This window comes from Stenotrophomonas sp. TWI819 (assembly GCF_039673075.1).
Lineage (GTDB): Bacteria > Pseudomonadota > Gammaproteobacteria > Xanthomonadales > Xanthomonadaceae > Stenotrophomonas > Stenotrophomonas rhizophila_B.
This window is the reverse complement of record NZ_JBDJKY010000016.1, coordinates 47,190-71,031: the sequence shown is the minus strand read 5'-3', so window position 1 is coordinate 71,031 and position 23,842 is coordinate 47,190. Positions and strand designations below refer to the sequence as shown.

General features: G+C 68.3%; 19 protein-coding genes. 15 read left to right on the top strand and 4 right to left on the bottom strand.

Features of this window, described 5'->3' with window-relative positions:
* The first annotated feature begins 86 nt into the window (after positions 1-86).
* The 8 genes from ABE463_RS17145 to tkt all read left to right on the top strand — a co-directional run bounded on the left by ABE463_RS17145 (position 87) and on the right by tkt (position 10,520).
* Positions 87-1,109 carry a MoxR family ATPase gene (locus ABE463_RS17145; protein ID WP_259259285.1) on the top strand — a complete coding sequence of 341 codons (1,023 nt, stop codon included), beginning with the start codon at positions 87-89 and terminating at the stop codon, positions 1,107-1,109.
* Positions 1,110-1,114: 5 nt separating this feature from the next.
* Positions 1,115-2,038, top strand: a complete 924-nt coding sequence (locus ABE463_RS17140; protein WP_346468979.1) for a DUF58 domain-containing protein — start codon at positions 1,115-1,117, stop codon at positions 2,036-2,038.
* Entirely contained in the window at positions 2,035-2,496 is a 462-nt protein-coding gene (locus ABE463_RS17135; RefSeq protein ID WP_346468978.1) for a DUF4381 domain-containing protein, read from the top strand. The genes ABE463_RS17140 and ABE463_RS17135 overlap by 4 nt, the downstream gene beginning before the upstream one ends.
* 5 nt (positions 2,497-2,501) lie before the next feature.
* Positions 2,502-3,500 (top strand): VWA domain-containing protein, encoded by a 999-nt coding sequence (locus ABE463_RS17130; protein ID WP_346468982.1) that lies wholly within the window; start codon positions 2,502-2,504, stop codon positions 3,498-3,500.
* Positions 3,497-5,248: a VWA domain-containing protein gene (locus tag ABE463_RS17125; RefSeq protein WP_346468977.1), complete on the top strand. Its 1,752-nt coding sequence runs from the start codon at positions 3,497-3,499 to the stop codon at positions 5,246-5,248. Before ABE463_RS17130 ends, ABE463_RS17125 begins: the two co-directional genes overlap by 4 nt.
* Entirely contained in the window at positions 5,245-6,948 is a 1,704-nt protein-coding gene (locus tag ABE463_RS17120) for a BatD family protein (protein WP_346468976.1), read from the top strand. Before ABE463_RS17125 ends, ABE463_RS17120 begins: the two co-directional genes overlap by 4 nt.
* Before the next feature lie 67 nt (positions 6,949-7,015).
* On the top strand, positions 7,016-8,359 hold the full coding sequence (locus tag ABE463_RS17115; protein ID WP_152152534.1) for a dicarboxylate/amino acid:cation symporter: 1,344 nt from the start codon (positions 7,016-7,018) through the stop codon (positions 8,357-8,359).
* A gap of 151 nt (positions 8,360-8,510) precedes the next feature.
* Positions 8,511-10,520, top strand: coding sequence for a transketolase (gene tkt, locus ABE463_RS17110; protein ID WP_346468975.1), 2,010 nt, complete (start codon positions 8,511-8,513; stop codon positions 10,518-10,520).
* Between the two features lie 197 nt (positions 10,521-10,717).
* Here the strand turns inward: tkt and ABE463_RS17105 are convergent, their stop codons facing one another.
* The gene (locus tag ABE463_RS17105) at positions 10,718-12,670 is read right to left on the bottom strand and encodes an acetyl-CoA hydrolase/transferase C-terminal domain-containing protein (RefSeq protein ID WP_346468974.1); all 1,953 of its coding nucleotides are present in this window, start codon (positions 12,668-12,670) and stop codon (positions 10,718-10,720) included.
* A gap of 247 nt (positions 12,671-12,917) precedes the next feature.
* On the opposite strand from ABE463_RS17105, the gene ABE463_RS17100 reads away from it, so the two are divergent.
* The 3 genes from ABE463_RS17100 to ABE463_RS17090 are packed head-to-tail and all read left to right on the top strand — an operon-like array spanning position 12,918 to position 15,053.
* Positions 12,918-13,283, top strand: coding sequence for a BlaI/MecI/CopY family transcriptional regulator (locus tag ABE463_RS17100; RefSeq protein ID WP_259259297.1), 366 nt, complete (start codon positions 12,918-12,920; stop codon positions 13,281-13,283).
* Positions 13,276-14,487: a TonB family protein gene (locus tag ABE463_RS17095; RefSeq protein WP_346468973.1), complete on the top strand. Its 1,212-nt coding sequence runs from the start codon at positions 13,276-13,278 to the stop codon at positions 14,485-14,487. Before ABE463_RS17100 ends, ABE463_RS17095 begins: the two co-directional genes overlap by 8 nt.
* Positions 14,484-15,053 (top strand): hypothetical protein, encoded by a 570-nt coding sequence (locus ABE463_RS17090; RefSeq protein ID WP_346468972.1) that lies wholly within the window; start codon positions 14,484-14,486, stop codon positions 15,051-15,053. The genes ABE463_RS17095 and ABE463_RS17090 overlap by 4 nt, the downstream gene beginning before the upstream one ends.
* A 58-nt stretch (positions 15,054-15,111) precedes the next feature.
* Here ABE463_RS17090 and ABE463_RS17085 read toward each other — a convergent pair whose 3' ends face one another.
* Complete coding sequence (locus ABE463_RS17085; RefSeq protein WP_346468971.1) at positions 15,112-15,918, bottom strand: MBL fold metallo-hydrolase; 807 nt, start codon at positions 15,916-15,918, stop codon at positions 15,112-15,114.
* 10 nt (positions 15,919-15,928) lie between these two features.
* Positions 15,929-16,744, bottom strand: a complete 816-nt coding sequence (locus ABE463_RS17080; RefSeq protein WP_346468970.1) for a S1/P1 nuclease — start codon at positions 16,742-16,744, stop codon at positions 15,929-15,931.
* A gap of 119 nt (positions 16,745-16,863) precedes the next feature.
* On the opposite strand from ABE463_RS17080, the gene ABE463_RS17075 reads away from it, so the two are divergent.
* Complete coding sequence (locus ABE463_RS17075) at positions 16,864-17,565, top strand: aspartate/glutamate racemase family protein (protein WP_346468969.1); 702 nt, start codon at positions 16,864-16,866, stop codon at positions 17,563-17,565.
* Positions 17,566-17,675: 110 nt separating this feature from the next.
* Here ABE463_RS17075 and ABE463_RS17070 read toward each other — a convergent pair whose 3' ends face one another.
* Positions 17,676-18,305, bottom strand: coding sequence for an OmpW family outer membrane protein (locus tag ABE463_RS17070; RefSeq protein ID WP_265309077.1), 630 nt, complete (start codon positions 18,303-18,305; stop codon positions 17,676-17,678).
* Positions 18,306-18,505: 200 nt separating this feature from the next.
* Here ABE463_RS17070 and gap point away from each other — a divergent pair, with 200 nt between their 5' ends.
* The 3 genes from gap (at position 18,506) to ABE463_RS17055 (ending at position 23,783) form a co-directional block, all read left to right on the top strand.
* Positions 18,506-19,507, top strand: coding sequence for a type I glyceraldehyde-3-phosphate dehydrogenase (gap, locus tag ABE463_RS17065; RefSeq protein WP_259259306.1), 1,002 nt, complete (start codon positions 18,506-18,508; stop codon positions 19,505-19,507).
* A gap of 179 nt (positions 19,508-19,686) precedes the next feature.
* Positions 19,687-22,365 carry a DUF2339 domain-containing protein gene (locus tag ABE463_RS17060; protein WP_346468968.1) on the top strand — a complete coding sequence of 893 codons (2,679 nt, stop codon included), beginning with the start codon at positions 19,687-19,689 and terminating at the stop codon, positions 22,363-22,365.
* A complete protein-coding gene (locus tag ABE463_RS17055) occupies positions 22,365-23,783 on the top strand; it encodes a DUF3999 domain-containing protein (RefSeq protein WP_346468967.1) in 1,419 nt (472 codons plus the stop codon). The genes ABE463_RS17060 and ABE463_RS17055 overlap by 1 nt, the downstream gene beginning before the upstream one ends.
* Positions 23,784-23,842 lie beyond the last annotated feature (59 nt).

Genomic DNA, 23,842 nt, shown 5'->3' with positions numbered 1-23,842 from the left:
TTCAGCCAATCTTGATGTCGTAACCGGCGCTGTCCTGCCATCATGGCGATGGAACCTCTGCCCACCGTGGAGGTCACATGGATGCCATGAATCTGCCGCCCCCCATGCCCGATACCTCCTCATCCGCTCCGGTGGAGCACGACCGCCTGCACGACGCGTTCCGCGCCCTGCGCGATGCCCTGTCCGCCGACATCGTCGGCCAGAGCGCGCTCGTGGAGCGCCTGCTGACCGCGCTGCTGGCCGATGGCCACCTGCTGGTCGAAGGCGCGCCCGGCTTGGCCAAGACCACCGCGATCCGCGCGCTGGCCGCCCGGCTCGATGCGGATTTCTCCCGCGTGCAGTTCACGCCCGATCTGCTGCCGGCCGATCTGACCGGCACCGAGATCTGGCGCCCGCAGGAAGGCCGTTTCGAGTTCGTGCCCGGCCCGATCTTCCACCCCATCCTGCTGGCCGACGAAATCAACCGTGCCCCGGCCAAAGTGCAGTCGGCGCTGCTCGAAGCGATGGGCGAGCGCCAGGTCACCGTGGGACGCCATACCTATCCGCTGCCGTCGCTGTTCCTGGTGATGGCCACGCAGAACCCGATCGAGCAGGAAGGTACCTTCCCGCTGCCCGAAGCCCAGCTGGACCGCTTCCTGATGCACGTCCGGATCGGCTACCCGGATTCGGACGCCGAGGCCGAGATCCTGCGCCTGGCGCGTGAGCGGGCCCGGGAGGCGCTGTCCACCCCGGCCGCCGCGCCCGCCCGCATGCCGTTGAGCGATGTCTTTGCTGCACGCAAGGCCGTGCTGTCGCTGCATATGGCGCCGGCGCTGGAGCGGTATCTCATCGAAATCGTGCTGGCCTCGCGCGATGCCGCCCGCTATGACCCGGCACTCGCCCGGCGTATCGCCTGGGGTGCCAGCCCGCGTGGCTCGATCGCCCTGGAGCGCTGCGCACGCGCGCGCGCCTGGCTGGCCGGCCGCGACTTCGTGACCCCGGAAGATGTGCGCAACGTGGCCCCGGACGTGCTGCGCCACCGTGTGCTGCCCAGCTATGAAGCCACGGCCGAGGGCTGGGATGGCGAGCGGCTGGTGGCCGAGCTGCTGGCCCGCGTGCCGGCGCCCTGAGCGCCATGGACGTGCCCGTGCCTACCGCCACGCCGCGTGAGGGCGATGGCCTGCAGCCGCGCCTGGCCGAACTGGTCGCGCTGCGGCGCAGTGCGCATCGTGCGCCGCCAGCCCGGCGCGGCCGGCTCGGTCATGCCGGCAGTGCGCCGTCGCCCGCGCGCGGGCGCGGCATGGAATACGCCGAATCGCGCGAGTACGTGCCGGGCGATGACGCGCGGCATATCGACTGGCGCGTCACCGCGCGCACCGGGCGCGCACATACCAAACTCTTCCAGGCCGAGCGCGAGCGCTTGACGCTGCTGGTCGCCGATACCGACCCGGTGCTGTATTTCGGCACCCGGGTCCGCTTCAAATCCGTGCAGGCCGCGCGCGTCGGCGCGGTCGCGGCGTGGCTGGCGCAGCGCCAGGGCGATCGCCTTGCTGCCGTGCGCGGCAGCACCCGGGAGCCGCCGATCGCACCGGCCGGCGGCACCCGCGGTGTGCTGCGGGTGCTCGATGCCTTGACCCGCTGGTATGCCGAACCGCCCGCCGACGATGCCGGCCTGGATCGTGCGCTGGAGCAGGCGGCGCGGCTGCTGCGCCCTGGCGCACGCGTGGTGGTACTGGCCGATCCGGCGCGCGCCGCGACGATCAGCAGTGCACGCTGGGCCGCACTGGCCATGCACCACGAAGTGGTGGTGATGCTGCTGGTCGATCCGCTGGAGCTGGCGCCGCCGGCCGAGGCATTGCCATTTCTTTCGCAGGGCCGGCGGGTGCTGCTCGATCTGGGCAGCGCAGCGGTGCGCGAGCACTGGCGCGATCGCTTCGTGGCACCACTGGAAGCGCTGCAGAACCGTCTTGCCGCGCGTCGCATCCAGGTGCATGTGGTGGCCACCGATGATGCCAGCGACAGCTGGTTGAGCCCGTTGCCGACCGCGGTGGTGGCATGAGCGCCGCGGCCTCGCTGCCGTTGCGCGATGTGCAGCTGCCACCGTCACCGTCGTGGTGGCCGCCCGCGCCGGGCTGGTGGCTGGTGTTTGTCGCGATCATGCTGGTGGTGGCGGCGATCTGGGCGTGGCAATGGCGCCGGCGACGTGCACGCCAGCGCTGGCTGGATCTGTTCGATGCCCAGGTAGCCCAGGCCGGTTCGCCGGTGCTGGAAGTGGCGGCCATCGCCGAGCTGCTGCGCCGCGCCGCACGCCAGTACCAGCCCGGGGCGGAACGTCTGCAGGGCGACGCATGGCTGGCGTTCCTGGACGAGAAGAACAGCCGGGCCTTTTCCGAGGGTGACGGCGCGCTGCTGCTCGAGGGCGGCTATCGCCCGAGTGTCGACGCCGAAGCGGTGCAGCGGTTGCGCGTCCTCGCGCGCCGCCGTTATCTGTCGCTGCTGACGGAGCGGCGCCGATGATCGCGATGACATTGCCGGCGTGGTTGAGCTGGGTGGACAGCCTGGCCTGGCCGTGGATGCTGCTGGCGTTGCCGTTACCGATCCTGATGCGCTGGTGGCCCTCGCGGCCCGGTGCGGGTGCCGCGTTGCGGGTGCCGTATGCCGCCGAGCAGCTGCAGTCGCTCGGGGCTGCTTCGGGCGGTGCCGGGCCACGACTGGGTCGCGCGCTGCTATGGCTGGCGTGGGCCGGCCTGTGCGTGGCTGCCGCGCGACCGCAGCAGCTGGGTGAGGCGGTGACGCCACCGCAGCAGGGCCGGCAGATGATGCTCGCGGTGGACGTGTCCGGCAGCATGAGTGAAGCGGACATGTTGCTCGGCAACCAGGTGGTCGAGCGGCTGACGGCGGCCAAGGCCGTGCTGGCCGACTTCCTCGACCGCCGAGTGGGCGATCGCGTTGGCCTGCTGATCTTCGGTGAGCGTGCCTACACGCTGACCCCGTTGACTGCCGACCTCACCAGTGTGCGCGATCAGCTGCGCGACAGCGTGGTCGGCCTGGCCGGGCGTGAGACCGCCATTGGCGATGCGATCGCGCTGGCGGTCAAACGCCTGCGCGAACAACCCGAAGGCCAACGCGTGCTGATCCTGCTTACCGACGGTGTGAGCAACGCCGGCGTGCTCGAGCCGCTGCGTGCGGCCGAGCTGGCCCAGACCGAAGGCGTGCGCGTCTATACCGTGGCCTTTGGCGGTGACGGCGGCATCAGTCTGTTTGGCGTGCAGATCGCCCCGGGCGAGGATCCCGTCGACGAGGCCACCTTGAACAGGATTGCCGAACTCACCGGCGGCCGCTCGTTCCGGGCGCGCAATACCAATGAGCTGGCCGGCATCTATGCCGAACTGGAACGCCTGGAGCCGGTGAAATCGGCCGGGCCTGCGGTGCGGCCGCGGATCGAGCGCTATGCCTTGCCGCTGGCGTTGGCACTGCTGCTGGCCGGCCTGGCCTGGCTGCTGCCGAGGCGCTGGCAATGAACGTGAGCTGGAATGCCCTGCATTTCGTGCGCCCCGATGCGTTGTGGGCGCTGCTGGCGCTGCCGCTGCTGGTGGCGATCTGGTGGCTGCGCCGGCGGCGCAGCACTGTGTGGCGGCAGACGGTCGATGCCCATCTGCTGCGTCACCTGCTGGTTGGCCGCGACCGCCGCGCCTGGGGTGGGGTGATCCTGCTGCTGCTCGGCACAGCGATCGCCATCGTCGCGCTGGCCGGCCCGTCGTGGCGGCAGGTCGCCCAGCCGTTGTGGCAGACGCCGTCGCCGCTGGTGGTGGCACTGGACCTCTCCTCGCGCGTTACCGCGACCGATCTGCCGCCGTCGCGGCTGCTGCAGGCGCGTGCCAAGCTGGCCACCTTGCTGCGCGAGCGAAAGGGCGGCGAAATTGCGTTGCTGGTATACGCCGATGATGCCTACACCGTGGCACCACTGACCGACGACATGGCCAATGTCGCGTTGTATCTGGATGCGCTGGCACCGGATGTGATGCCACGCGATGGCCAGCGTGCCGATCGGGCGCTGGAAACGGCGGTCAAGCTGCTGCAGCAATCCGGCGCGCGCAGCGGCGACATCCTGCTGCTGACCGACCGCGCCGACGCCGATGCCGAACAGGCGGCGGCCTCGGCACGTGCGCAGGGCTTCGTGGTCTCCGTGCTCGGTCTGGGCACGCCGCAGGGCGCGGCCTACCGCAACGGCGAGGGCCAGATCGTGCCGGCGCGGCTGGAGGAGGGCACGCTGCGGGGTGTCGCCAGCCGTGGCGGCGGCCGCTATGCGCGTATCGCCTCTGATGACAAGGATCTTGCGGCGCTCGACGTGTTGACCCCGCGGGTCAGTGCCGATGACAGCCGGGAAGGGCAGGGCCGCACGTGGCGCGATGAAGGCTTCTGGCTGCTGCCGCCGCTGATGCTGCTGGCACTGTTCGCGTTCCGCCGCCGCGGTCTGCTCGTGGTGCTGGTAATGATGGCGGCGCTGCCGATGGCGATGCCGACGTCTGCGCACGCAGCAGAGGGCACATGGTGGCAGCGCGCCGATCAGCTCGATCAGCAGCGCCTGTCCACCGGCGTGGATGCGTACCGCAAGGGCGACTTCAAGGCGGCGCAGCAGCAGTTCGAGGGCATCGATACGGACACAGGCTGGTACAACCTGGGCAATGCGTTGGCGCGACAGGGCCAGTACGACGCGGCCATCGATGCCTACGACCGTGCGCTGAAAGCGCACCCGGGCATGGCTGATGCGGTCGCCAATCGCGCTGCGGTCGATGCCGCACGCAAGCGCAAGCCACCGCAGAGCAACGACCGGAACAACGGTCAGAAAGATGGAAAGAAGCCGCCCGACAAGCCCGACGCCGGCAAGAACCAGGGGCAGGGACAGGGCAAGGACGGTGACGGTTCGCCGCCGCAGGACAAGGGCGAACAGGGGCAGTCTCCGCCGCCCTCGTCCGGTGATCCGAAGGATGGCCGCTCCCAGGGCGAGAAGTCGCCGCAAGCGGCCGACAGCCAGGCGCAGGCCGAGGCCGACGCGGCCCAGCGCGAGCGCATGCAGCAGGCGATGCAGCGCCAAGGGAAGAACGACGGCACCGACAGGGCGCAGGGCCAGGTCAGCGGCACCCCGCAGCAGCGCGAGCAGCAGCAGGCCGTCGAGGCCTGGATGCGGCGGGTACCCGATGACCCGGGCAGCCTGCTGCGGGCCAAGTTCCAGCTGGAAAACGAACGCAGGAAACGGGAAGGGCGATGACACATTCCACGATACAGCGCGGGTTGCGCGCCGGGCTTGCCCTGCTGCTGTGCGCGAGCATGGCCGTGCACGCGCAGACCCGTGCCTGGCTCGACCGCGAGCAGATCACCGACAGCGATACCGTCACCCTCAACATTGAATCCGATGCGGGCGGCGGTGCGCCGGACTACGGCCCGCTGCGGACCGACTTCGATCTCAGCAGCCAGACCAGCAGCCGCCAGGTGCAGTGGAGCAACGGCGCGACGACATCGCGCGCGCTGTATGCCGTGCTGCTCAGTCCCAGGCGCAGTGGCACGCTGCAGATTCCCGCCCTGCAGGTGGGCAGCGGCCGGACCCAGCCGCTGACCCTGCAGGTCGCTGCCAGCAGCGCCGCTGCCCCGGCGGCAGCCAGCAGCAATGCCGCCGTGTTCCTGGAAACCGAGGTCGACGATGCCACACCCTATGTGCAGCAGAGCGTGGGCGTGGTGGTGCGGCTGTTCTACGCCGCGCAACTGCTCAGCGGTGAACTGGTGCTCGATACGCCGGCCGGTGCATCGCTGCAGCGGGTGGGCGATGACCGCAGCCAGGTACGCGAGGTCAACGGCCGCCGCTACAACGTGGTGGAGCGGCGCTTTCTGCTGATCCCCGAGCGCAGTGGCCCGCTGGTGCTGCCGGCCGCGCAGTTCAATGGGCGCAGTGCGGGCGGCTTCTTCAATGACATGTTCGGCGGTGATGGCCGGCTGCGCGCGGCCTCGGCCCAGCGCACGCTGCAGGTCCAGGCGCAGCCAGCCTCGGCACCCCAACCGTGGCTGCCACTGCATGGGCTGCGCCTGCGCTACACCGCCGCGCCGACCACCGGCCGTGCCGGTGAAGCGGCCACCATCGTGGTAGAGGCCGTGGCCGAGGGCGCGACCAAGGCGCAGTTCCCGGAGCTGCCGGTGCCGGACGTCGGCCCGGGCGCGCAGGTGTTCGCCGAGCCGCCGCAGTTCGATGAAACCTTCAATGGCAACACCCCGCAGCTCACGCTGACCCGGCGCTTTGCGATCGTGCCGCGCCAGGCTGGGCCGCTGACGGTCCCGGGCCTGCGGATGGCGTGGTGGGACGTGGCCGCCGGTCAACCGCGCAGCGCCACCCTGCCGGACCTGCAACTGGACATCGCCGCCGGGGTCGCTGGCAGTGCCGCGCCGACCTTGCCGGTAGACACCACCTCGGCCCTGCCGGGCGAGCCGGCGGCATCTTCCACCGACCTGCAGCTGGCGCCGGCGCAGGGCGCGTCACGGCCGTGGGGCTGGATCGGGCTGTCGGCCGGCCTGGCCGCGCTGTGGCTGCTGACCCTGGTCTGGGGCTGGCGCCGGCGCGGGCGCCCGGTTGCCGTGCGCGGTGCCGAAGGCGGCGTTCCCGCCGCCGCGGCAGGCAGTGCGTACACCCGCGCCGATCTGCGCCGTGCCATGGAAGCGGGCGGGCTCGATGAGATCGTCGCGGTGCTGGCGGGCATGGGCGGTGTGCAGACCCTGGAGCAGGTGCTGGAGCACCTCGACGACGCGCAGCAGCGCGAGGCGTTGGTCCAGATGCAGCAGGTCCGCTGGGGCGGGCAGGGCGGCGATGTCGGCCAGGCCCGGCAGGACCTGCGGCGCGCCTTCCATGACGGACCACACTGGCGGGTGCGTGCGGCCGCCCAGAACAATGGCCTTGCGCCGTTGTACCCATCTGCGCATTCATAAAAAGGCGTGTCGGTCAGGGCGGCCGGCTTTGCTAAGCTGATTTCATTTTTTCGAGGAACGCCGCTCCATGACTGAGGCCGCAACGACCCGGCAGAAACTGCCTTTGCACTGGAAAATGGGCATTGGCTTCATCATCGGCCTGGTCCTCGGGCTGACCGTCCATGCCCTCGGTGGCAGCATCGACGGCCTGCATACCGGTGCCAAGTGGGTGATGGATTACATCACCACCCCGGCCTCGGGCCTGTTCCTCAATCTGATCTTCATGCTGATCGTGCCGCTGATCTTCTCGGCGCTGATCATGGGCGTGTCGGAGATGGGCGACATCCGCGCCCTTGGCCGCATCGGCTGGAAGACGCTGGCGTACACCATCGTGCTGTCCGGCATCGCCGTGGGCATCGGCCTGGTGCTGGTCAACGTGCTCAAGCCCGGCGTGGGCGTGGACCCGGTCGTGGCCGCGCAGATGCTGGCCGAGAACGCCGAACGCAGCAAGGAAATCGTCGCCGGTATCCATGGCACGCCGAAGGGCATGGACATGCTGCTGTCGATCGTGCCGGGCAACGTGGTCGAGGCGGCCTCCAGCAACAGCGCGATCCTGTCGCTGATGTTCTTCGCGCTGATGTTCGGCATCGGCATGGTGCTTTCGCCTGAAGAGAAGGTGGCCCCGCTGCGTCGTGCCATCGAAGGCATCTTCGAAGTCTCGATGACCCTGATCAATCTGGTCATCCGCCTGGCCCCGTACGCGGTGGCCTGCTTCATGTTCAACCTGGCCGCCCTGTTCGGCTTCGAGCTGATCATCCGCCTGGGCGCCTACGTGGGCGTGGTGGTGCTGGCGCTGGGCCTGCACATGGTGGTGACCTACGGCGTGGCCGTGTGGCTCTCCGGGCGCTCGCCGCTGGCGTTCTTCCGCGACACCCAGGAGGCCACCGTGATGGCCTTCTCCACCGCCTCCAGCAACGCCACCCTGCCGACCGCGCTGCGCGTGGCCGACCAGATGGGCCTGCCGCAGAAGGTCTCGCGCTTCGTGCTGACCGTGGGCGCCACCGCCAACCAGAACGGCACGGCGCTGTTCGAGGGCGTGACGGTCATCTTCCTGGCGCAGTTCTTCGGCGTGGACCTGAGCATCGGCCAGCAGTTCATGGTCATGGCGGTCTGCATCCTGGGCGGCATCGGCACCGCCGGCGTGCCCTCCGGCTCGCTGCCGGTGGTGGCGATGATCTGCGCCATGGTCGGCGTGAACCCGCTGGGCATCGGCCTGATCCTGGGCGTGAACCACTTCCTGGACATGTGCCGTACCGCGCTGAACGTCACCGGCGATCTGGCCTTGACCACCCTGGTGGCCAAGGGCGAGGTGGACGACGGCCCGGTCGTCGCCGCCGTGGCCCCGGCACCCGCGCCAGCCCCGCGCGACTGAGCCTGCGCAGGTCTGGTGCTTCCCGACGCCCCGCCTTGTGCGGGGCGTCGGCGTTAAGGGCCGGGCCTGTCTTTGGCCTGACCCGGCCGATCAGCTGTGGGACAATGGGCCGCCCGCACGTTCGCGGCCGCCTCCCGATTCCGACAGAACCATGACGCAGCCTACCCGCCGCCAGTTGGCCAATGCCATCCGCTTCCTTGCCGCTGATGCGGTCGAAACCGCCAAGTCCGGTCATCCCGGCATGCCGATGGGCATGGCCGACATCGCCGAAGTGCTCTGGAACGACTATCTCCGTCACAACCCCAAGAATCCCAAGTGGTTCAACCGCGACCGCTTCGTGCTGTCCAACGGCCACGGCTCGATGTTGCAGTACGCATTGCTGCACCTGAGCGGCTACGACCTGCCGATCGAGCAGCTCAAGCAGTTCCGCCAGCTGGGCAGCAAGACCGCCGGCCACCCGGAACACCATGAAACGCCCGGCGTGGAGACGACCACCGGTCCGCTGGGTCAGGGGTTGGCCAACGCCGTGGGCTTCGCCCTGGCCGAGAAGCTGCTGGCACAGCGCTACAACCGTCCGGAACACGAGATCGTCGACCACCGCACCTGGGTATTCCTGGGCGATGGCTGCCTGATGGAAGGCATCTCGCATGAAGCCGCCTCGCTGGCCGGCACCTGGGGCCTGTCCAAGCTGGTCTGCTTCTGGGACGACAACCACATCTCCATCGACGGCAACACCGATGGCTGGTTCACCGACAACACCCCCGAGCGTTTCGAAGCCTATGGCTGGAACGTGGTGCGCGGCGTCGATGGCCACGATCCGGACAGCATCAAGGCCGCCATCGACAGCGCGCTGTCGCAGTTCGACAAGCCGACCCTGATCTGCTGCCGCACCACCATCGGCTTCGGTTCGCCGAACAAGGCCGGCAAGGAATCCAGCCACGGCGCCCCGCTGGGCAAGGATGAGCTGGACGCGACCCGCAAGCAGCTGGGCTGGCCGTACGGCCCGTTCGAGATTCCGGAAGACATCTACGCCGGCTGGCGTGCCGGCGGTACCGGCACCCTGCGCCAGGCCGAGTGGGAGCAGCAGTTCGACAAGTACGCCGCGCAGTTCCCGGCCGAAGCCGATGAGCTGATCCGTCGTTCGCACGGCGAGCTGCCGGCCGATTTCATCGCCAAGGCCGATGCCTACATCGCCCAGGTCCAGGCCGATGGCCAGACCATCGCCTCGCGCAAGGCCTCGCAGCTGGCGATCGAAGCGTTCGCGCCGCTGCTGCCGGAACTGGTGGGCGGTTCGGCCGATCTGGCGCACTCCAACCTCACCCTGTGGAAGGCCAGCAAGTCGGTCGCCACCGATGACCCGAACGCCAACTACGTCTACTACGGCGTGCGCGAGTTCGGCATGACCGCGATTGCCAACGGCCTGGCCCTGCATGGCGGGTTCATTCCGTTCGACGCCACCTTCCTGGTGTTCAGCGATTACGCCCGCAACGGCGTGCGCATGAGCGCGCTGATCCCGGCCCACGCGATCCACGTGTACACGCACGATTCGATCGGCCTGGGCGAAGACGGCCCGACCCACCAGCCGGTGGAGCATCTGGCCTCGCTGCGCTACATCCCGAACAACGATGTGTGGCGCCCCTGCGATGCGGTCGAATCGGCGGTCAGCTGGAAGTCGGCGATCACCCGCAAGGACGGCCCGAGCTGCCTGGTGTTCAGCCGCCAGAACCTGCCGCACCAGCCGCGCAGCACCGAGCAGGTCGCCCAGATCGCGCGCGGTGGGTATGTGCTGGCCGATGCGGAAGGCGGCGTGCCGGACGTGATCCTGATCGGTACCGGTTCGGAAGTGGGCCTGGCCGTGACCGCCAAGGCGGAACTGGATGCCGCCGGCATCAAGACCCGCGTGGTGTCGATGCCGTCGACCGATGTGTTCGAGCGCCAGGACGCGGCGTACCGCGAGTCGGTGCTGCCCAACGCGGTGCGCAACCGCGTGGCCGTGGAAGCCGGCGTCACCGGTTTCTGGCGTCAGTACGTGGGCCTGGACGGTGCGGTGGTGGGTATCGACACCTTCGGTGCGTCGGCCCCGGCGGACGCGCTGTACAAGCACTTCGGCATCACCGCCGAGCACGTCGTGGCTGCGGCCAAGGCGCAGCTGGCGAACTGATGGCGGCGCCGGGCGCTGCCCGGCCGCTGCAACGCGAAAGGCCGGGGATATCCCCGGCCTTTTCGTTTGTTGAAAGGCAAACAGCACGCCATCCTTGATCGAGGGTAGATCCACGCCATGCGTGGATGCTGTTGGGGTACCCCTCGGCCATTGCTGACGCGTGATCAACATGCATCCACGCATGGCATGGATCTACATCACCCGGCTGCAGTGCGCGCCAATCCCAACCGCACCAACCGCGCCTCGATGCGTTCGCCCATCGTCTTCGGCGCCTCCAGCCCCATCCGCTGCAGATAGGCCTGATCGCCATCGCCGGCGGGTTGGGTGACCGCGGCCAGCACCGTGCGCAGCTTGGCCATCGGCGTCTGCGTGTTCTGCTTCAGCCAGCCCAGCGCCTTGACCAGGTGCTGCTCGACCTCGGTGAGATCGCTGCCCAGCGGGTAATCCGGCAGCAGCCCGGACTGGCGGAACGGTGACAGCGCGGCACTGACGGCGGCGGCTGTGTTGCGCTGCCCATCATCGGCTGGAGTGAAACCGGCCGCCAGTTTCTTCGAGGTCTTCGCCTTGTCCAGCAACGCGACCTGGAACTGTGCATCGGTGATCGCGGCCATGGCGATCACGCAGTCCTCGTCGGTCATGTTGCGCAGGTCGGCGATGCCGTACTCGTTGATGTAGAGGTCGCGAAGATGCCGCGGAATCGTGGTGTGCCCGTAGTTCCAGCGCACGTTGGAGTGCAGTACGCCCTTGTCCTCGCGGGTGGCACGGAAGATCAGCGCGCTGCGGGCGCCGGGCAGGGCATGCGCCATCGCCACGAAGTTGTACTGGCCGCCCACGCCGGAGACCACGCGCCCGTCTTCCAGTGCATCGGAGACAGCGGCGCCGAGCGCGGTGACCATCATGCAGGAGTTGAAGAAGCGCGCATCGCGGCGTTGCATCCGCTCCAGCGTTTCATCGCCCCCGTAGAGCTGGTTGATCTCACTGATGCGGCGCATGCCGATCGCGCTGCGCTCGTCATCGGGCAGGTCGCGCAGCCACTGGTAGAACTCTGGCGAGCCCAGATAGAACGCACCGTGCAGGTACTGGCCCTCGGCCTCGAGGGTGGCGTAATCGGTGGTCCACGCGGTGCCGTTCTCGATCCGCTGCAGCAGCGCCAGATCGTCATGCACCTTGCGCCGGATCACGCCGGTCTGGACCAGCCGGCGGAAGCCTTCGTTGAGCATTTCGCTGCAGCCGTACAGGCCGATCTCGAACGGCTCCAGGCCACCGCACTCCAGCACGGCCGGGTGGCTGGCCAAGCCGGGATCCAGCGCCTGCAGAATCTGGCGGTACCGTGCGTTGTCGGTATGCCGCAGCACCAGCGCATGGCTGAGTGCATCGGCCAGCGTACCAATGCCGATCTGGAGCGTGCCACCATCGCGCACCAGCGTGCTGGCGTACAGGCCGATCGCGTAGTCGGCATCGCTGACCGGCTGGCGCGGCAGGCCGAACAGCGCCGGGTACGGCCCGGGCGGGGTGATCACCAGATCGAAGAACGACACATCCACCGTGGCCGAGCCGTCCAGATACGGCAGCTGCGGATCGATCTCGGCGATCATCAACGGCCGGGGCAGCCCGCGCGCGACCATCGCATCCAGCGTGTCCTGGGTGATGTCGTTGTTGCACGACAGCGACAGGCGCCGATCATTCGCGCGCATCGCCACTTTCTGCACGATCGCGTGCGGCGCGCGCTGGGCCACCGCATCGGCGGCGTGTGTGTAGTTCAGGCTGGTATAGCTGCGCTGGGCCTGCGAAGAGCCGAGCAGTGCGCCGGACTGCATGTAGAACTCTTCCACCTGCACATGCGCCGGCAGCTGGTCGCGCACCATCGCATCGGCGTAGGCCAGCCGCGGGAAGTCCGCACCGAAATGACGCTCGGCGAACGGCGCCATGAAGCGTGCTTCCAGCCCGGCGCCGCCGCGCGGCGGATTCAGCGACAGCGCGGTGTACACCTGCAGCGGCCGCGAGGCATCGTTTTCCACGCGCGCGTACAGGGCGTTGAGCAGCCGGTGTGGCTTGCCCAGCGCCAGCGGTGCGCCGATGCGCAGGGGGCCATCGACCCGCTGCAGCAGCCAGTCGACGGCGGCGTCCAGGTCGGTCAGGTGTTCGGTCATGCGGCGCTATCCTGCGAATCATGCGGGTCATTACAGCATTCCGGGGTTGAACAGACGGCGACGCGCGACGTCATCGGCGGTGCGCAGGAACCGTGCACCGCTGTCATCGAATTTTCGGCAGCGTCTCATCGAGGCCTCCGTGGGGCATGCACCGATGCTGGCAGTGGCTGCATGAACCGGCTGTCGAAGGGGTTGACAGCCACGCTGATTACGGGCGTAATCGAACTGTCGATTACGGGTGTAAATGATGAGCCAGATCAGTGAAGCCGAAGCTGTCGTGATGGAGGTGCTGTGGCGCAATCATCCGCTGGGCGCCGATGAGGTGATGGCCGCGCTGGCCAGCCGGAACTGGGCCGAGCCCACCATCAAGACGCTGCTCAACCGGCTGCTGACCAAGGGGGCGATCAGTGCCAGCCGCGACGGGCGCCGCTATCTGTATTCGCCGGTGCTGCAGCGCCACGCCTGGGTGGCCGAACAGAGCGAAGGCTTTCTGGATCGGGTGTTCGATGGCCGCGTCGCGCCGCTGGTCGCGCATTTCAGCCAGCGCGGGGAGCTCAGCGCGCAGGACATCGCCGAGCTCAAGCAACTGATCCGGGAGCTGGACCATGACTGAGCTGCTTGATGGGTTGCTGCAGGCCAGCGTCTGGCTGGCGCTGGCGGCGCTTGTGGTGGCCGCCGCACGGCCGGTGTTGCTGCGTCTGGGCGGCGCGGCGCTGGCGTATCGCAGTTGGTGGGTGCTGCCGTTGATGCTGGTGGTGCCTTATCTGCCACTGCCACGGCTGCCGATCACTGAGATAGAGCCGGTGATGGTCATGGCCTCGGCCCTGCGCGCGCCGGCCGTGCCCAGCGATGCCTCGCAGTGGCCGCTGCTGCTGTTGGCGGTGTGGCTGCTGGGCGCAGTGGCGATGGCTGGCCTCAGCTGGCGCGCGCAACGTCGTTTTGAACATGCGCTGGGGGAGCTGCAACTGCGCGGGGATGGCAGCTGGCAGGCCAGTGGCGACCCGGGCCTGCCGGCGCTGATTGGCCTGTGGCGGCCGCGGATCGTGGTCGGCCCCGACTTCGAGCAGCGCTTCAGCCCCGCCGAGCAGGACCTGATCCTGCGCCATGAACACAGCCATCGCCGTCATGGCGATCCCTGGGCAAACGCCGCGCTGGCCCTGCTGCGCTGCGTGTTCTGGTTCCACCCGTTGCTGCCCTGGGTGGCGCGCCGGTTCCTGCGGGATCAGGAACTGGCCTGCGACGCACGCACGGTCGACCCGCATCCGGCCCTGCGCCGGCTTTACGCCAACGCGTTGCTGAAGGCGCAGTTGGTCCACCCGGTTGCCCCGATGGCCTGCCACTGGCGCAGCCAACCGATGTTGAAGGAGCGTATTTCCATGTTGAAGGAACACAAGCGGAACGCATTGCCGTGGATGGCCGGGCAGGTGCTGGTGGTCGGGTTGTGTGTGGGTCTGGGCACAGTGGCGTGGGCCAGCCAGGGCAGCGCAGCGGCTGCAGTCAGCGGGATGGGACAGGTCGACATGCCGGCCGATCGCGGTGCGACTGCCCGCATGATGCCGCCACCGTCCTATCCGAAGATTGCCTTCGAGCAGAGCATCGTCGGCAAGGTCGTGTTGCAGGTGAACGTCGACGCCGACGGCAAGGCCACCAGCGTGCGCGTGCTGGAGGCCACCCCGGCGGGCATCTTCGATGCGGCGTCGGTGGCTGCCGCGGAGCAGTGGACCTTCGAGCCAGCGATCAAGAATGGCAAAGCGGTCGCGTCGGCGCTGAAGATTCCTGTCACCTTCGCCATGGATGACGACGAGCCCGCGCGATGAGGCGGGAGGTGGCAACGGCGCTGTCTTTGCTGCTTCTGTCGGGCTGTGCAGGGCACGATCAGATCACCACGGTGGACACTCGTGCCGAGAACGTGGACCACCAGCGTCTGCAAGCCAGCGCGGGCACGAACGGGAGCGCGCAGGTGGGGACGTATCAGCTCGGCCCCACCGAGGGCTACCGCATGCCGCAGCTCTACGCCGCGCCCGATCCGGTGGTCGGGGAACGCGATCCTCGGCGCGAGCTGGCACCGACCATGGTGTGCCTGCAGGTGGTGATCGATGCCCAGGGCAGGGTGGAGCGCAGTGTGCCGTTGAGTGATCGCGGCGAATGCGCGGCCGGCAATACGCCGGAGAACGCGCCGCTCATGCAGGCGGCGCAGGAGGCGGTGGCGATGTGGCGCTACACCCCCGCAGCGGTCTGTCATTTTCCCCCGCAGCGCGTGCCGACGGATCGGGGAGACTGCGAAGGCGCCGAGCGCATCGAACCGGTGCCGGTAAGCCTGCTGTACGGCTTCACGTTCGAGATCGTGAAAGGGCAACACGTGGTGCGCCGGCAAGGACGCTGAACAGGTAACGCGTACTGTGCCAACCGGGCAACAGGGGGGGGCCGGCCAGCGGCCGGCGCTACCTTTCCGGACCGCCCTGGAGGTTGGCCTTGACCGAGGGCTGCATCAGTTTCGGCTCGGGCAGAGTGGCATCACGGGCTTGGCGGGTGGCGACAAAGTCCGCCTCGCTGATGCCATCGCGCAGGTGGATGTTGTGCGCGCGCTGCTCGCCGATGGTGGTCTGGTTGGCGACCTCGCGGCCGCCGGGGCCGTAGTCGTGACAGATGAACACGCGGGTCGCATCGGGCAATGCAAACAACCGCTGGATCGACCGATACAGCTGCCGCGCATCGCCGCCCGGGAAATCACAGCGGGCGGTGCCGCCGTCGGGCATGAACAGCGAATCGCCGGTGAACAGCGCATCGCCGATGCGATAGGCGACGCTGTCACTGGTGTGCCCCGGCACTGCGATCACCTCGGCGTCGACATCGCCGAGGGTGAAGCGCTCGCCGTCAGCGAACAGATGGTCGAACTGCGAGCCATCGGTGGGTACATCCAGCGCGTAGCGCGGCGCGAAGGTACGCTGCACCTGCACGATGCCCTGGCCCATGGCCAAGGTCGCTGCGGGCCACTGCGTCTTGAGCCAGCGCCCGGCGCTGACATGGTCGGCATGCGCGTGGGTATCCAGCAGCCAGCGCACCTGCAGAGCGTGCTCGCGCACATGGGCAAGCAGCGGCTGCAGCGGCCCGGCACCGAGTGCATCGGTGTCCGGGTCGTAATCCAGCACGGGGTCGATCACCGCCGCCTGCAACGTCGCCGGGTCGTGCACCACGTAGCTGAAGGTGTGGCTGTCCGGGTGGAAGAAACTGGCGACGTGCAGTGACATGGTGCTGACCTCAGCGTTTGCCCAGAGTGTCGTTGAGCAGCACGGCCAAGCGTTCACCGGCCACGCGCAACTCGCTCTCGGCAACCGGGCGGTAGGTCGCCGAATAGCTGGGGCCCAGCGTACGCTTGTCCGGGTAAACGCCAGGTGCAATGGCGATGCGGCAGCTGGCTTCGGCCCATTGGACGGCATCGACATCGATGTTGGAACGCTTGGCCAGCTTGGGCTCGGGCAGGGCGAGCAGACGCTTGAGGTACTGGTCGTCATCCAGCTGCTGCTCGTTCAGCATGCCGCTGTCCCACAGCGAGTGCAGGTTGGTACCGCGGTTGTTGAACTGCACCTGGAAATCGTTGCCGCCCTTGTCCTGGCCGTAGCCGGCATGCATCGGCTGGTGGATGTCCCCGGCGAAATGCACGACGAACTTCAGCGCCTGCGCGCGCTCTGCATCGGGCTTGCTGCGGTCGCGCAGGATCTTGGTCTGCGCCTTCAGTGCCTCGACCACGCAGTTGCCGTTTTTGCAGTGCTTGCGCACGTTGTAGTGGCACTTGTCTTCGCCAATGTTGACGTAGTGCCAGCCAGCCGAGCGCTTGCCCAGGTCCGGATCCTTGGCGCGCAGCTCATCGGCCCAGGGCGCGATGGCGTGCAGCGTCGGATCCGGTTCGGCAGCGAGCAGGCGGTCGACTTCGGCCTGGGTCTGCGGGGTCAGCCGGGTTTCGGCGATCCGCGCCACCAGCCGATGGCCTTGCGCGCCCCAGGCCAGGGCATCGGTGGAAACAAGGGTGAGGGCCAGCGCGAGCACGGTGGCCGGGAGCAGAGAAGGCATTTTCATCCGCGGCATTCTAGCGGGCTGACCGCGCGCGGGCTTGCCGGGATCTGGCCGGCTGCAGCGTCCGTCGGCGTGGGCTAGGCTCGCCGGGTGCCCGCATCGGGCAGAATCCGGAGGTCCCCATGGCCCACATCGTTGGCCTGATCGGCGGCATGAGCTGGGAAAGCTCGGCCCACTATTACCGCCTGATCAACGCGCAGGTGCGCGACACCTTGGGCGGCCTGCACTCGGGCCGGATCCTGCTGTGGTCGTTCGATTTCGCCGAGATCGAGGCACTGCAGCATGCCGGCAACTGGGACGCCGCCACCCGGCGGATGATCGATGCGGCCCAGCGCCTGCAGGGCGCGGGGGCGACGGCCATCGTGATCTGCACCAACACGATGCACCGCATGGCCGAGGCGGTGCAGGCGGCGATCGCCATTCCGCTGCTGCACATCGCCGATCCTACGGCCGAGGCGATCAAGGCCGCCGGGCTGCAACGGGTGGGGTTGCTGGGCACCGCGTTCACCATGGAGCAGGATTTCTACAGGGGGCGGCTCACACAGGCGCACGGCCTGGAGGTGCTGGTTCCCGAGGCCGATGACCGCGCGGCGGTGCATCGGATCATCTATGACGAGCTGGTGCAGGGGCAGGTGCTGCCGGCATCGCGCGAGACCTACCGGGCGGTGATGCAGCGACTGGTGGACCGCGGTGCACAGGGCATCATCCTGGGCTGCACGGAGATCATGCTGCTGGTCGGCGCGCAGGATGCAACGGTGCCGGTGTTCGATACGACCACGCTGCATGCGCAGGCGGCGGGGCGGCATCTGCTCTCTGCAGGGTAACCGCGAGCGTCACGCCCCGCAGCTGGAAGAAGAACGAAAAAAACCCCGGCCGAAGCCGGGGAAATTGTCTTGCTGCGAGGGTGTTGCCTTGTTGGGTTCTGATCCGCCGATCAGAACTTGAACACGTACGACACGCCGTAAGCGAGCGGATCGATGTTGACGGTGCCGATCTTTTCGCCATCGAGCTTGACCTTGCTGTCGATGTCCATCCAGCGCACATCAACGCGCAGCGAGCCCTTGTCGTTGATCGCGAAATCCAGGCCGGCATGGGCGGCCAGACCCCAGGAGTCTTCCATCTTCAGCTTGCTGCCCGCCAACGCGCCGCCGGTCTTCTCGCTGAAGAACGTGGTGTAGTTGATGCCGGCCCCCAGGAACGGGGACACCTTGCCCTTGCTGTTGAAGTGATACTGCAGCGACACCACCGGCGGCAGGTGCTTGGTGCTGCCCACGTTGCCCAGCCCGGCGATGTTGATGTCGTGCTTGAACGGCAGCGCGGCCAGGAGCTCGATGCCCAGGTTGTCGGCAATGAAGTACTCACCGGTGATGGTCGGCTTGATGTCGTTGTCGACATCGACCTTCAGCGTGCCGCCGGCCAGCGAGCCGTTGTTGGACTTCGGGGCAACCTGGTGCACGCCGGCACCGATCGTCCAGTCACCCTTGGACTGGGCCATGGCGGGGGCGGCGGCCAGCGCCAGGGCGGCGGCCAGGCTGGAGAGCAGGAGGGGGGAGGTCTTGCGCATGAGACGGTCTCGTGGCGGGTTGGAATGGCGCCAGTTTTCCCGTCCATGCGCCTGCGCGCCTTGATCCGGATCAATCCGGGTATTTACCGTTGTAACCGGTTCCCATTCGTCTGCCTCGGGCCGGGCCGGTTCCGGCCCTGCTAGAATGAACGCCCCTTTCCATCGGCGCCGCACCGTCGCGGCTGCAGGAGCTTGTGAACATGGCAATCAAGGTTGGCATCAACGGTTTCGGTCGCATCGGGCGCAACGTGCTGCGCTCGGCCGTGCTGAACTTCGGCAATGACATCGAAATCGTCGCCATCAACGATCTGCTGGAGCCGGACTACCTGGCGTACATGCTGAAGTACGACTCCGTGCATGGCCGCTTCAAGGCCGACGTGGAAGTTTCCGGCAACGACCTGCTGGTCAACGGCAAGAAGATCCGCCTGACCCAGGAACGCGATCCGGCCAACCTGAAGTGGGACGACGTCGGCGTGGACGTCGTCATCGAATCCACCGGCCTGTTCCTGACCAAGGAAACCGCGCAGAAGCACATCGATGCGGGCGCCAAGAAGGTGATCCTGTCGGCACCGTCGAAGGACGACACCCCGATGTTCGTGTTCGGCGTGAACGACAAGACCTACGCCGGCCAGGCGATCGTCTCCAACGCATCGTGCACCACCAACTGCCTGGCCCCGCTGGCCAAGGTCATCAACGACAAGTGGGGCATCAAGCGTGGCCTGATGACCACCGTGCACGCCGCGACCGCCACCCAGAAGACTGTTGATGGCCCGTCCAACAAGGACTGGCGCGGTGGCCGTGGCATCCTGGAAAACATCATTCCGTCCTCCACCGGTGCGGCCAAGGCCGTCGGCGTGGTGATTCCGGAGTTGAACAAGAAGCTGACCGGCATGAGCTTCCGCGTGCCGACCTCGGACGTGTCGGTGGTCGATCTGACCGTCGAGCTGGAGAAGGAAGCCACCTACGCCGAGATCTGCGCCGAAGTGAAGGCACAGAGCGAAGGCGCGCTGAAGGGCATCCTGGGCTACACCGAAGACAAGGTCGTGGCGACCGACTTCCGCGGTGAAACCCACACCTCGGTGTTCGACGCCGATGCCGGCATCGCGCTGGATGGCACCTTCGTCAAGCTGGTGTCGTGGTACGACAACGAATGGGGCTACTCCAACAAGTGCCTGGAAATGGTCAAGGTCGTCGCTGCGTAAGCCAGCGCTGCGCCTGCGTCATTCCACAGACCCCGGCCCCGTGCCGGGGTCTGTCGTTTCAGGGGGGCAGTCAGGGCGTTGATCCCGCCACCGCCGCCGATCCATTAGCATGGCCCGCGTGCCGCCGGCACTGTGCCTGTCGGGTGCAGCCGTGGCGGCCCTCTTGAGGATGGCCTGGAATGGAAGCTCTGATTGTCCTGCTGGTGCTGGTACTGCTGGCGATCCCGCTGCTGCTGATCGTGGCGTTGGTGATGATTGCGGGCCTGCGCCGTCGCGTGGCCGCGCTGGAACATCGCGCGGCCGGGTCTGCCTGGGACGCCGCGCCGGCGCCGACCGAACCGGAAAGGCCGCTGCGGTGGGCGGAGATTGCATCCGTGGACACCGTGGCCGAGCCGCTGGACTTCGCCATGCGTCCAGCGGTCGAGACGCGCGTCCAGACCCCGGACGCCGTCGATGCCCCCGCAGCGGCAGCCACCCTGCCGCCCCCGCTGCCGCCCCCGCTGCCGCCCCGGCCCGCGCCGCCGGTGGCACCGGTCGAACCACCAGGCCCCGGCATCGGCGAGCGCATCCTCGGCACCCTCAAGCAGTGGTTCACCGAGGGCAACGTGCCGGTCAAGATCGGCATGCTGGTGCTGCTGGCCGGTGTGGCCGCCCTGCTCAAGTACGCCAGCGACCAAGGCTGGTTGAACGCCCCGATCGAGCTGCGCCTGGCAGCCATCGCGCTGGCGGCGCTGGCCGGGCTGGTGTTCGGCTGGGTGCAGCGCGATACCCGGCGCCTGTTCGCGCTGGCGCTGCAGGGCGGGGCAATCGGCATCCTGCTGCTGACCATTTTCGCCGCGTTCAAACGCTACGACCTGATTCCCGCCGCACCGGCGTTCGCGCTCAGTGTGCTGCTGGTCGCTGGCATGGGTGTGCTGGCGGTGGTGCAGAATTCGCGCACGCTGGCCGTGCTCGGCATCCTGGCCGGCTTCATGGCGCCGATCTGGCTGTCCACCGGCAGCGGCAACCATGTCGCGCTGTTCTCGTATTACGCGGTGCTCAATGCGGCGATCCTGGCGATTGCCTGGTGGCGACCGTGGCGCGCGCTGAACCTGCTCGGCTTTGCCTTCACCTTCGGCATTGGTACGGCCTGGGGCGTGCTCCAGTACAGCGCGGACAAGTTCGCCAGCACCGAGCCGTTCCTGCTGCTGTTCTTCGCCTTCTACCTGCTGATTCCGATCCTCTATGCGCGTCGGCAGAGCGCGGAGAAGCGCGACCTGATCGATGGCAGCCTGGTGTTCGGCACGCCGCTGATTGCGTTCTCGTTGCAGGCCGGCCTGCTGCATGACGATCGCCTGCTGCTGGCGTTGTGCTCGCTGGCACTGGCCGCGTTGTATGCGGGGTTGGCGTGGGCGCTGATCAAGCGCGAGCGCTATGCCGCGCTGGGGCAGTCGCATGCGGTACTCGCGGTGGGCTTTGCGACGCTGGCGGTGCCGCTGGCGCTGTCTGCACGGGCCACCGCCAGCGTGTTCGCGCTGGAAGGGGCCGCCTTGGCCTGGCTGGGGCTGCGCCAGCAGCGATGGCTGCCGCAGATCACCGGTGCGTTGCTGACCCTGGGGGCCGCGTTCGGCTTCGTGGTCGGCGCGGACTACTGGCATCTGGACGCCACGGCCATCGCCAACCCGACCTTCATGAGTGGCCTGCTGCTGGCGCTGGCCGGTTTTGCCGCGGCCTTCAGCTATCGCCGTGCGCAGCGCGATGCACCGGCCATCGTCTACTACCTGTGGGGCCTGCTGTGGTGGCTGGGCAGTGTCACCCACGAGATCCTGCGGTTCGTCGCGCACCGCAGCGAACCTGATGCGCTGTTGATCGCCGCGGCCGTCACCGGGTGGCTGGCCGCCGAGATGCATCGGCGTTGGCCGGCACGCGCATTGGTGCTCACCACGCTGGCAATGGTGCTGGCCGCGTTCCCGTTGGCGCTGTGGCAGGCGGACGTGCATGACCAGCCGTTCGCCGGTTATGGCGCGCTGGCCTGGGCGGTGTTCGCGCTGCTGGGCGTGCGCAGCCTGTGGTGTCTGCGCGCTGGCGAGGACCGCACGTCGCTGGCGGCGCAGTTCCTGTGGTGGTTGCTGTGGCCGTCCGTGGTGTCGCTGGCCTGCCTGTGGCTGGCCGACCGTTTCGCGCTCGCACAGGGGTGGGGTCTGGCCCTGATGCTGCTGCCGTGGCTGCTCGTCACCGCAGTGGCGTTGTTGCGCTGGCGCTGGCTGACGGTGCCGCTCGGCGGACGTTTCGATCCGATGTGCACGCCGCTGCAGGGCACGTTGTTCGCGGTGCTTGGCGTGAGCTGGGCGGGCCTGTTGCTGGTCCCGGCCGGCGCTGCACCACTGCCGTGGCTGCCGCTGCTCAACCCGGTGGAACTGGCGCAGCTCGCCGTTCTGGTGCTCGCCGCGCGCTGGCTGTGGTCCGCGCAGGCGCCGGATGGCCTGCGTGCGATGCGCATACCGCTGCTGGCGATTGCCGGCTTTGTCGCCCTGACCAGCATCACCCTGCACGCCGTGCATCACTGGGGCGGGGTGCCGTGGAACGAGCGCTTGTGGTCTTCGACCCTCGCCCAGACCAGCCTGACCGTGGTGTGGAGCGTGCTCGGCGTGATCAGCTGGGTGTGGGGCTCGCGCCGCGGGCAACGCGTGCTGTGGCTGGTCGGCGCGGTGCTGATGGGCGTGGTGCTGGCCAAGCTGGTGCTGATCGACCGCCAGCATCTGGGCAACCTGCTCGGCATTTCTTCCTTCATCGCCTACGGCCTGCTGTGCACGGTTGTGGGCTATCTGGCACCGGCGCCGCCGCGCGCGCCGGACCCCGCCGTGGAGCCACAGTCTTGATGACCTTTCGCCCGCTGATCCTCCTCACCGCGCTGGCGCTTCCGGCGCTGGCGCAGGCCCAGACCCAGACCCAGACCCAGACCCAGACCCAGACCCAGACCCAGACCCAGGTCGCCGATGACCGCCAGGCCTATCGCCAGCAGTGGCCGCTGCAGCTCGCGCAGCCGCAGGCCGGTGCCTACCGGCTGACGCTCGACGATGGCGTCTACCGTACCGCGGTGTCGCCACGCCTGGCCGACGTGCAGGTGTTCAACGCACAAGGCCAGGCACTGCCCTCGGCGCTGCTGGCTGCCGACCAGCCACTGGCGCAGGCGCCGCAATGGCAGACGCTGTCCTGGTTCCCATTGCCGCCGATGGCCGGCACCTCCGGTGATGATCTGCAGCTGCTGACCGAGCGCAATACCGACGGCAGCGTGCGCCGGGTGGAAGCGCGGCTGGGACGCGGTGGCGCGGCCGGGCAACCGGCCGGCTGGTTGATCGATACCAGCGCGCTGAAGACCGGCGTGCAGGCGCTGCGCCTGGATTGGCAGACACAGTCGCCACTACAGGCGCGCGTTCGCGTGGAGATGAGCAACGATCTGCGCGATTGGCTGCGAATCGCCGACGACGTGCCGCTGGTGGACCTGCAGCACGAAGGTCGCCGCCTGCAGCAGCGCCGCATCGAGATCGCGCGCCAGGCCAAGTACTTCCGCATCCTGCCGATCGGCGCCGATGCCTTGCCGGCGCTGTCCACGGTGCAGGCCGAGCTGGCGCCGGCCGCGCAGGCGATCGCGTGGCGCTGGCAGTCGCTGACCGGTACCGCCGGCAAACCCGGCGAATTCGAGTACCAGCTGGACGGGCGCTTCCCGATCGCGCAGGCCGATATCGCCACCGCCGACAACAGCGTGGTGCAGTGGACGCTGTTGAGCCGCGACGATGCCGACCAACCGTGGCAGGTGCGCGCCGGCCCGTGGGTGGCCTATCAGCTGCAGGACGCCGCCGACCGACGCCAATCGCAGACCCAGCCGCTCACGCGCAGCACGCGTGACCGCTACTGGAAGCTGGTGGCCGGCCAGCCGCAGTCGATGCCGGCACCGACGCTCAAGCTCGGCTACCAGCCCGAAGCGCTGGTGTTCCTCAGCCAGGGCGAGCCCCCGTTTGCGGTCGCCGCTGGCAGCGTGCGCGCCGAGCGCCAGGATGCGCCGGTGGCCACGGTGATCGCGCAGCTGCGCGAGCAGCATGGTGCGCAGTGGCAACCGGCGCAGGCAAGCGTGCAGGGCGCACCGGAAGTACTCGCTGGCGATGCCGCAGTGGCCCCGCAGCGCGACTGGAAACAGTGGCTGCTGTGGGCGCTGCTGGTGATCGGCGTGCTGATCGTCGGTGGCTTCGCGGTGAGCCTGCTGCGTCAGCCGCGTTTTAACGGGGACGGGGGTAGTTAAGCGCGCTTAACTACCTCCGTCCCTGTTAAGTAGCATTCGCTTAACTACCACCGTCCCCG

Excerpts from the sequence above, each read along its gene's own strand:
- ABE463_RS17075 (WP_346468969.1), top strand. The coding sequence starts at position 16,864 with ATGGCCCACATCGTTGGCCTGATCGGCGGCATGAGCTGGGAAAGCTCG.
- ABE463_RS17130 (WP_346468982.1), top strand. The coding sequence starts at position 2,502 with ATGACATTGCCGGCGTGGTTGAGCTGGGTGGACAGCCTGGCCTGGCCG.
- ABE463_RS17135 (WP_346468978.1), top strand. The coding sequence starts at position 2,035 with ATGAGCGCCGCGGCCTCGCTGCCGTTGCGCGATGTGCAGCTGCCACCG.
- ABE463_RS17125 (WP_346468977.1), top strand. The coding sequence starts at position 3,497 with ATGAACGTGAGCTGGAATGCCCTGCATTTCGTGCGCCCCGATGCGTTG.
- ABE463_RS17145 (WP_259259285.1), top strand. The coding sequence starts at position 87 with ATGAATCTGCCGCCCCCCATGCCCGATACCTCCTCATCCGCTCCGGTG.
- tkt (WP_346468975.1), top strand. The coding sequence starts at position 8,511 with ATGACGCAGCCTACCCGCCGCCAGTTGGCCAATGCCATCCGCTTCCTT.
- ABE463_RS17070 (WP_265309077.1), bottom strand. The coding sequence starts at position 18,305 with ATGCGCAAGACCTCCCCCCTCCTGCTCTCCAGCCTGGCCGCCGCCCTG.
- ABE463_RS17140 (WP_346468979.1), top strand. The coding sequence starts at position 1,115 with ATGGACGTGCCCGTGCCTACCGCCACGCCGCGTGAGGGCGATGGCCTG.
- gap (WP_259259306.1), top strand. The coding sequence starts at position 18,506 with ATGGCAATCAAGGTTGGCATCAACGGTTTCGGTCGCATCGGGCGCAAC.
- ABE463_RS17060 (WP_346468968.1), top strand. The coding sequence starts at position 19,687 with ATGGAAGCTCTGATTGTCCTGCTGGTGCTGGTACTGCTGGCGATCCCG.
- ABE463_RS17095 (WP_346468973.1), top strand. The coding sequence starts at position 13,276 with ATGACTGAGCTGCTTGATGGGTTGCTGCAGGCCAGCGTCTGGCTGGCG.
- ABE463_RS17105 (WP_346468974.1), bottom strand. The coding sequence starts at position 12,670 with ATGACCGAACACCTGACCGACCTGGACGCCGCCGTCGACTGGCTGCTG.
- ABE463_RS17085 (WP_346468971.1), bottom strand. The coding sequence starts at position 15,918 with ATGTCACTGCACGTCGCCAGTTTCTTCCACCCGGACAGCCACACCTTC.
- ABE463_RS17115 (WP_152152534.1), top strand. The coding sequence starts at position 7,016 with ATGACTGAGGCCGCAACGACCCGGCAGAAACTGCCTTTGCACTGGAAA.
- ABE463_RS17100 (WP_259259297.1), top strand. The coding sequence starts at position 12,918 with ATGAGCCAGATCAGTGAAGCCGAAGCTGTCGTGATGGAGGTGCTGTGG.
- ABE463_RS17120 (WP_346468976.1), top strand. The coding sequence starts at position 5,245 with ATGACACATTCCACGATACAGCGCGGGTTGCGCGCCGGGCTTGCCCTG.
- ABE463_RS17055 (WP_346468967.1), top strand. The coding sequence starts at position 22,365 with ATGACCTTTCGCCCGCTGATCCTCCTCACCGCGCTGGCGCTTCCGGCG.
- ABE463_RS17090 (WP_346468972.1), top strand. The coding sequence starts at position 14,484 with ATGAGGCGGGAGGTGGCAACGGCGCTGTCTTTGCTGCTTCTGTCGGGC.
- ABE463_RS17080 (WP_346468970.1), bottom strand. The coding sequence starts at position 16,744 with ATGAAAATGCCTTCTCTGCTCCCGGCCACCGTGCTCGCGCTGGCCCTC.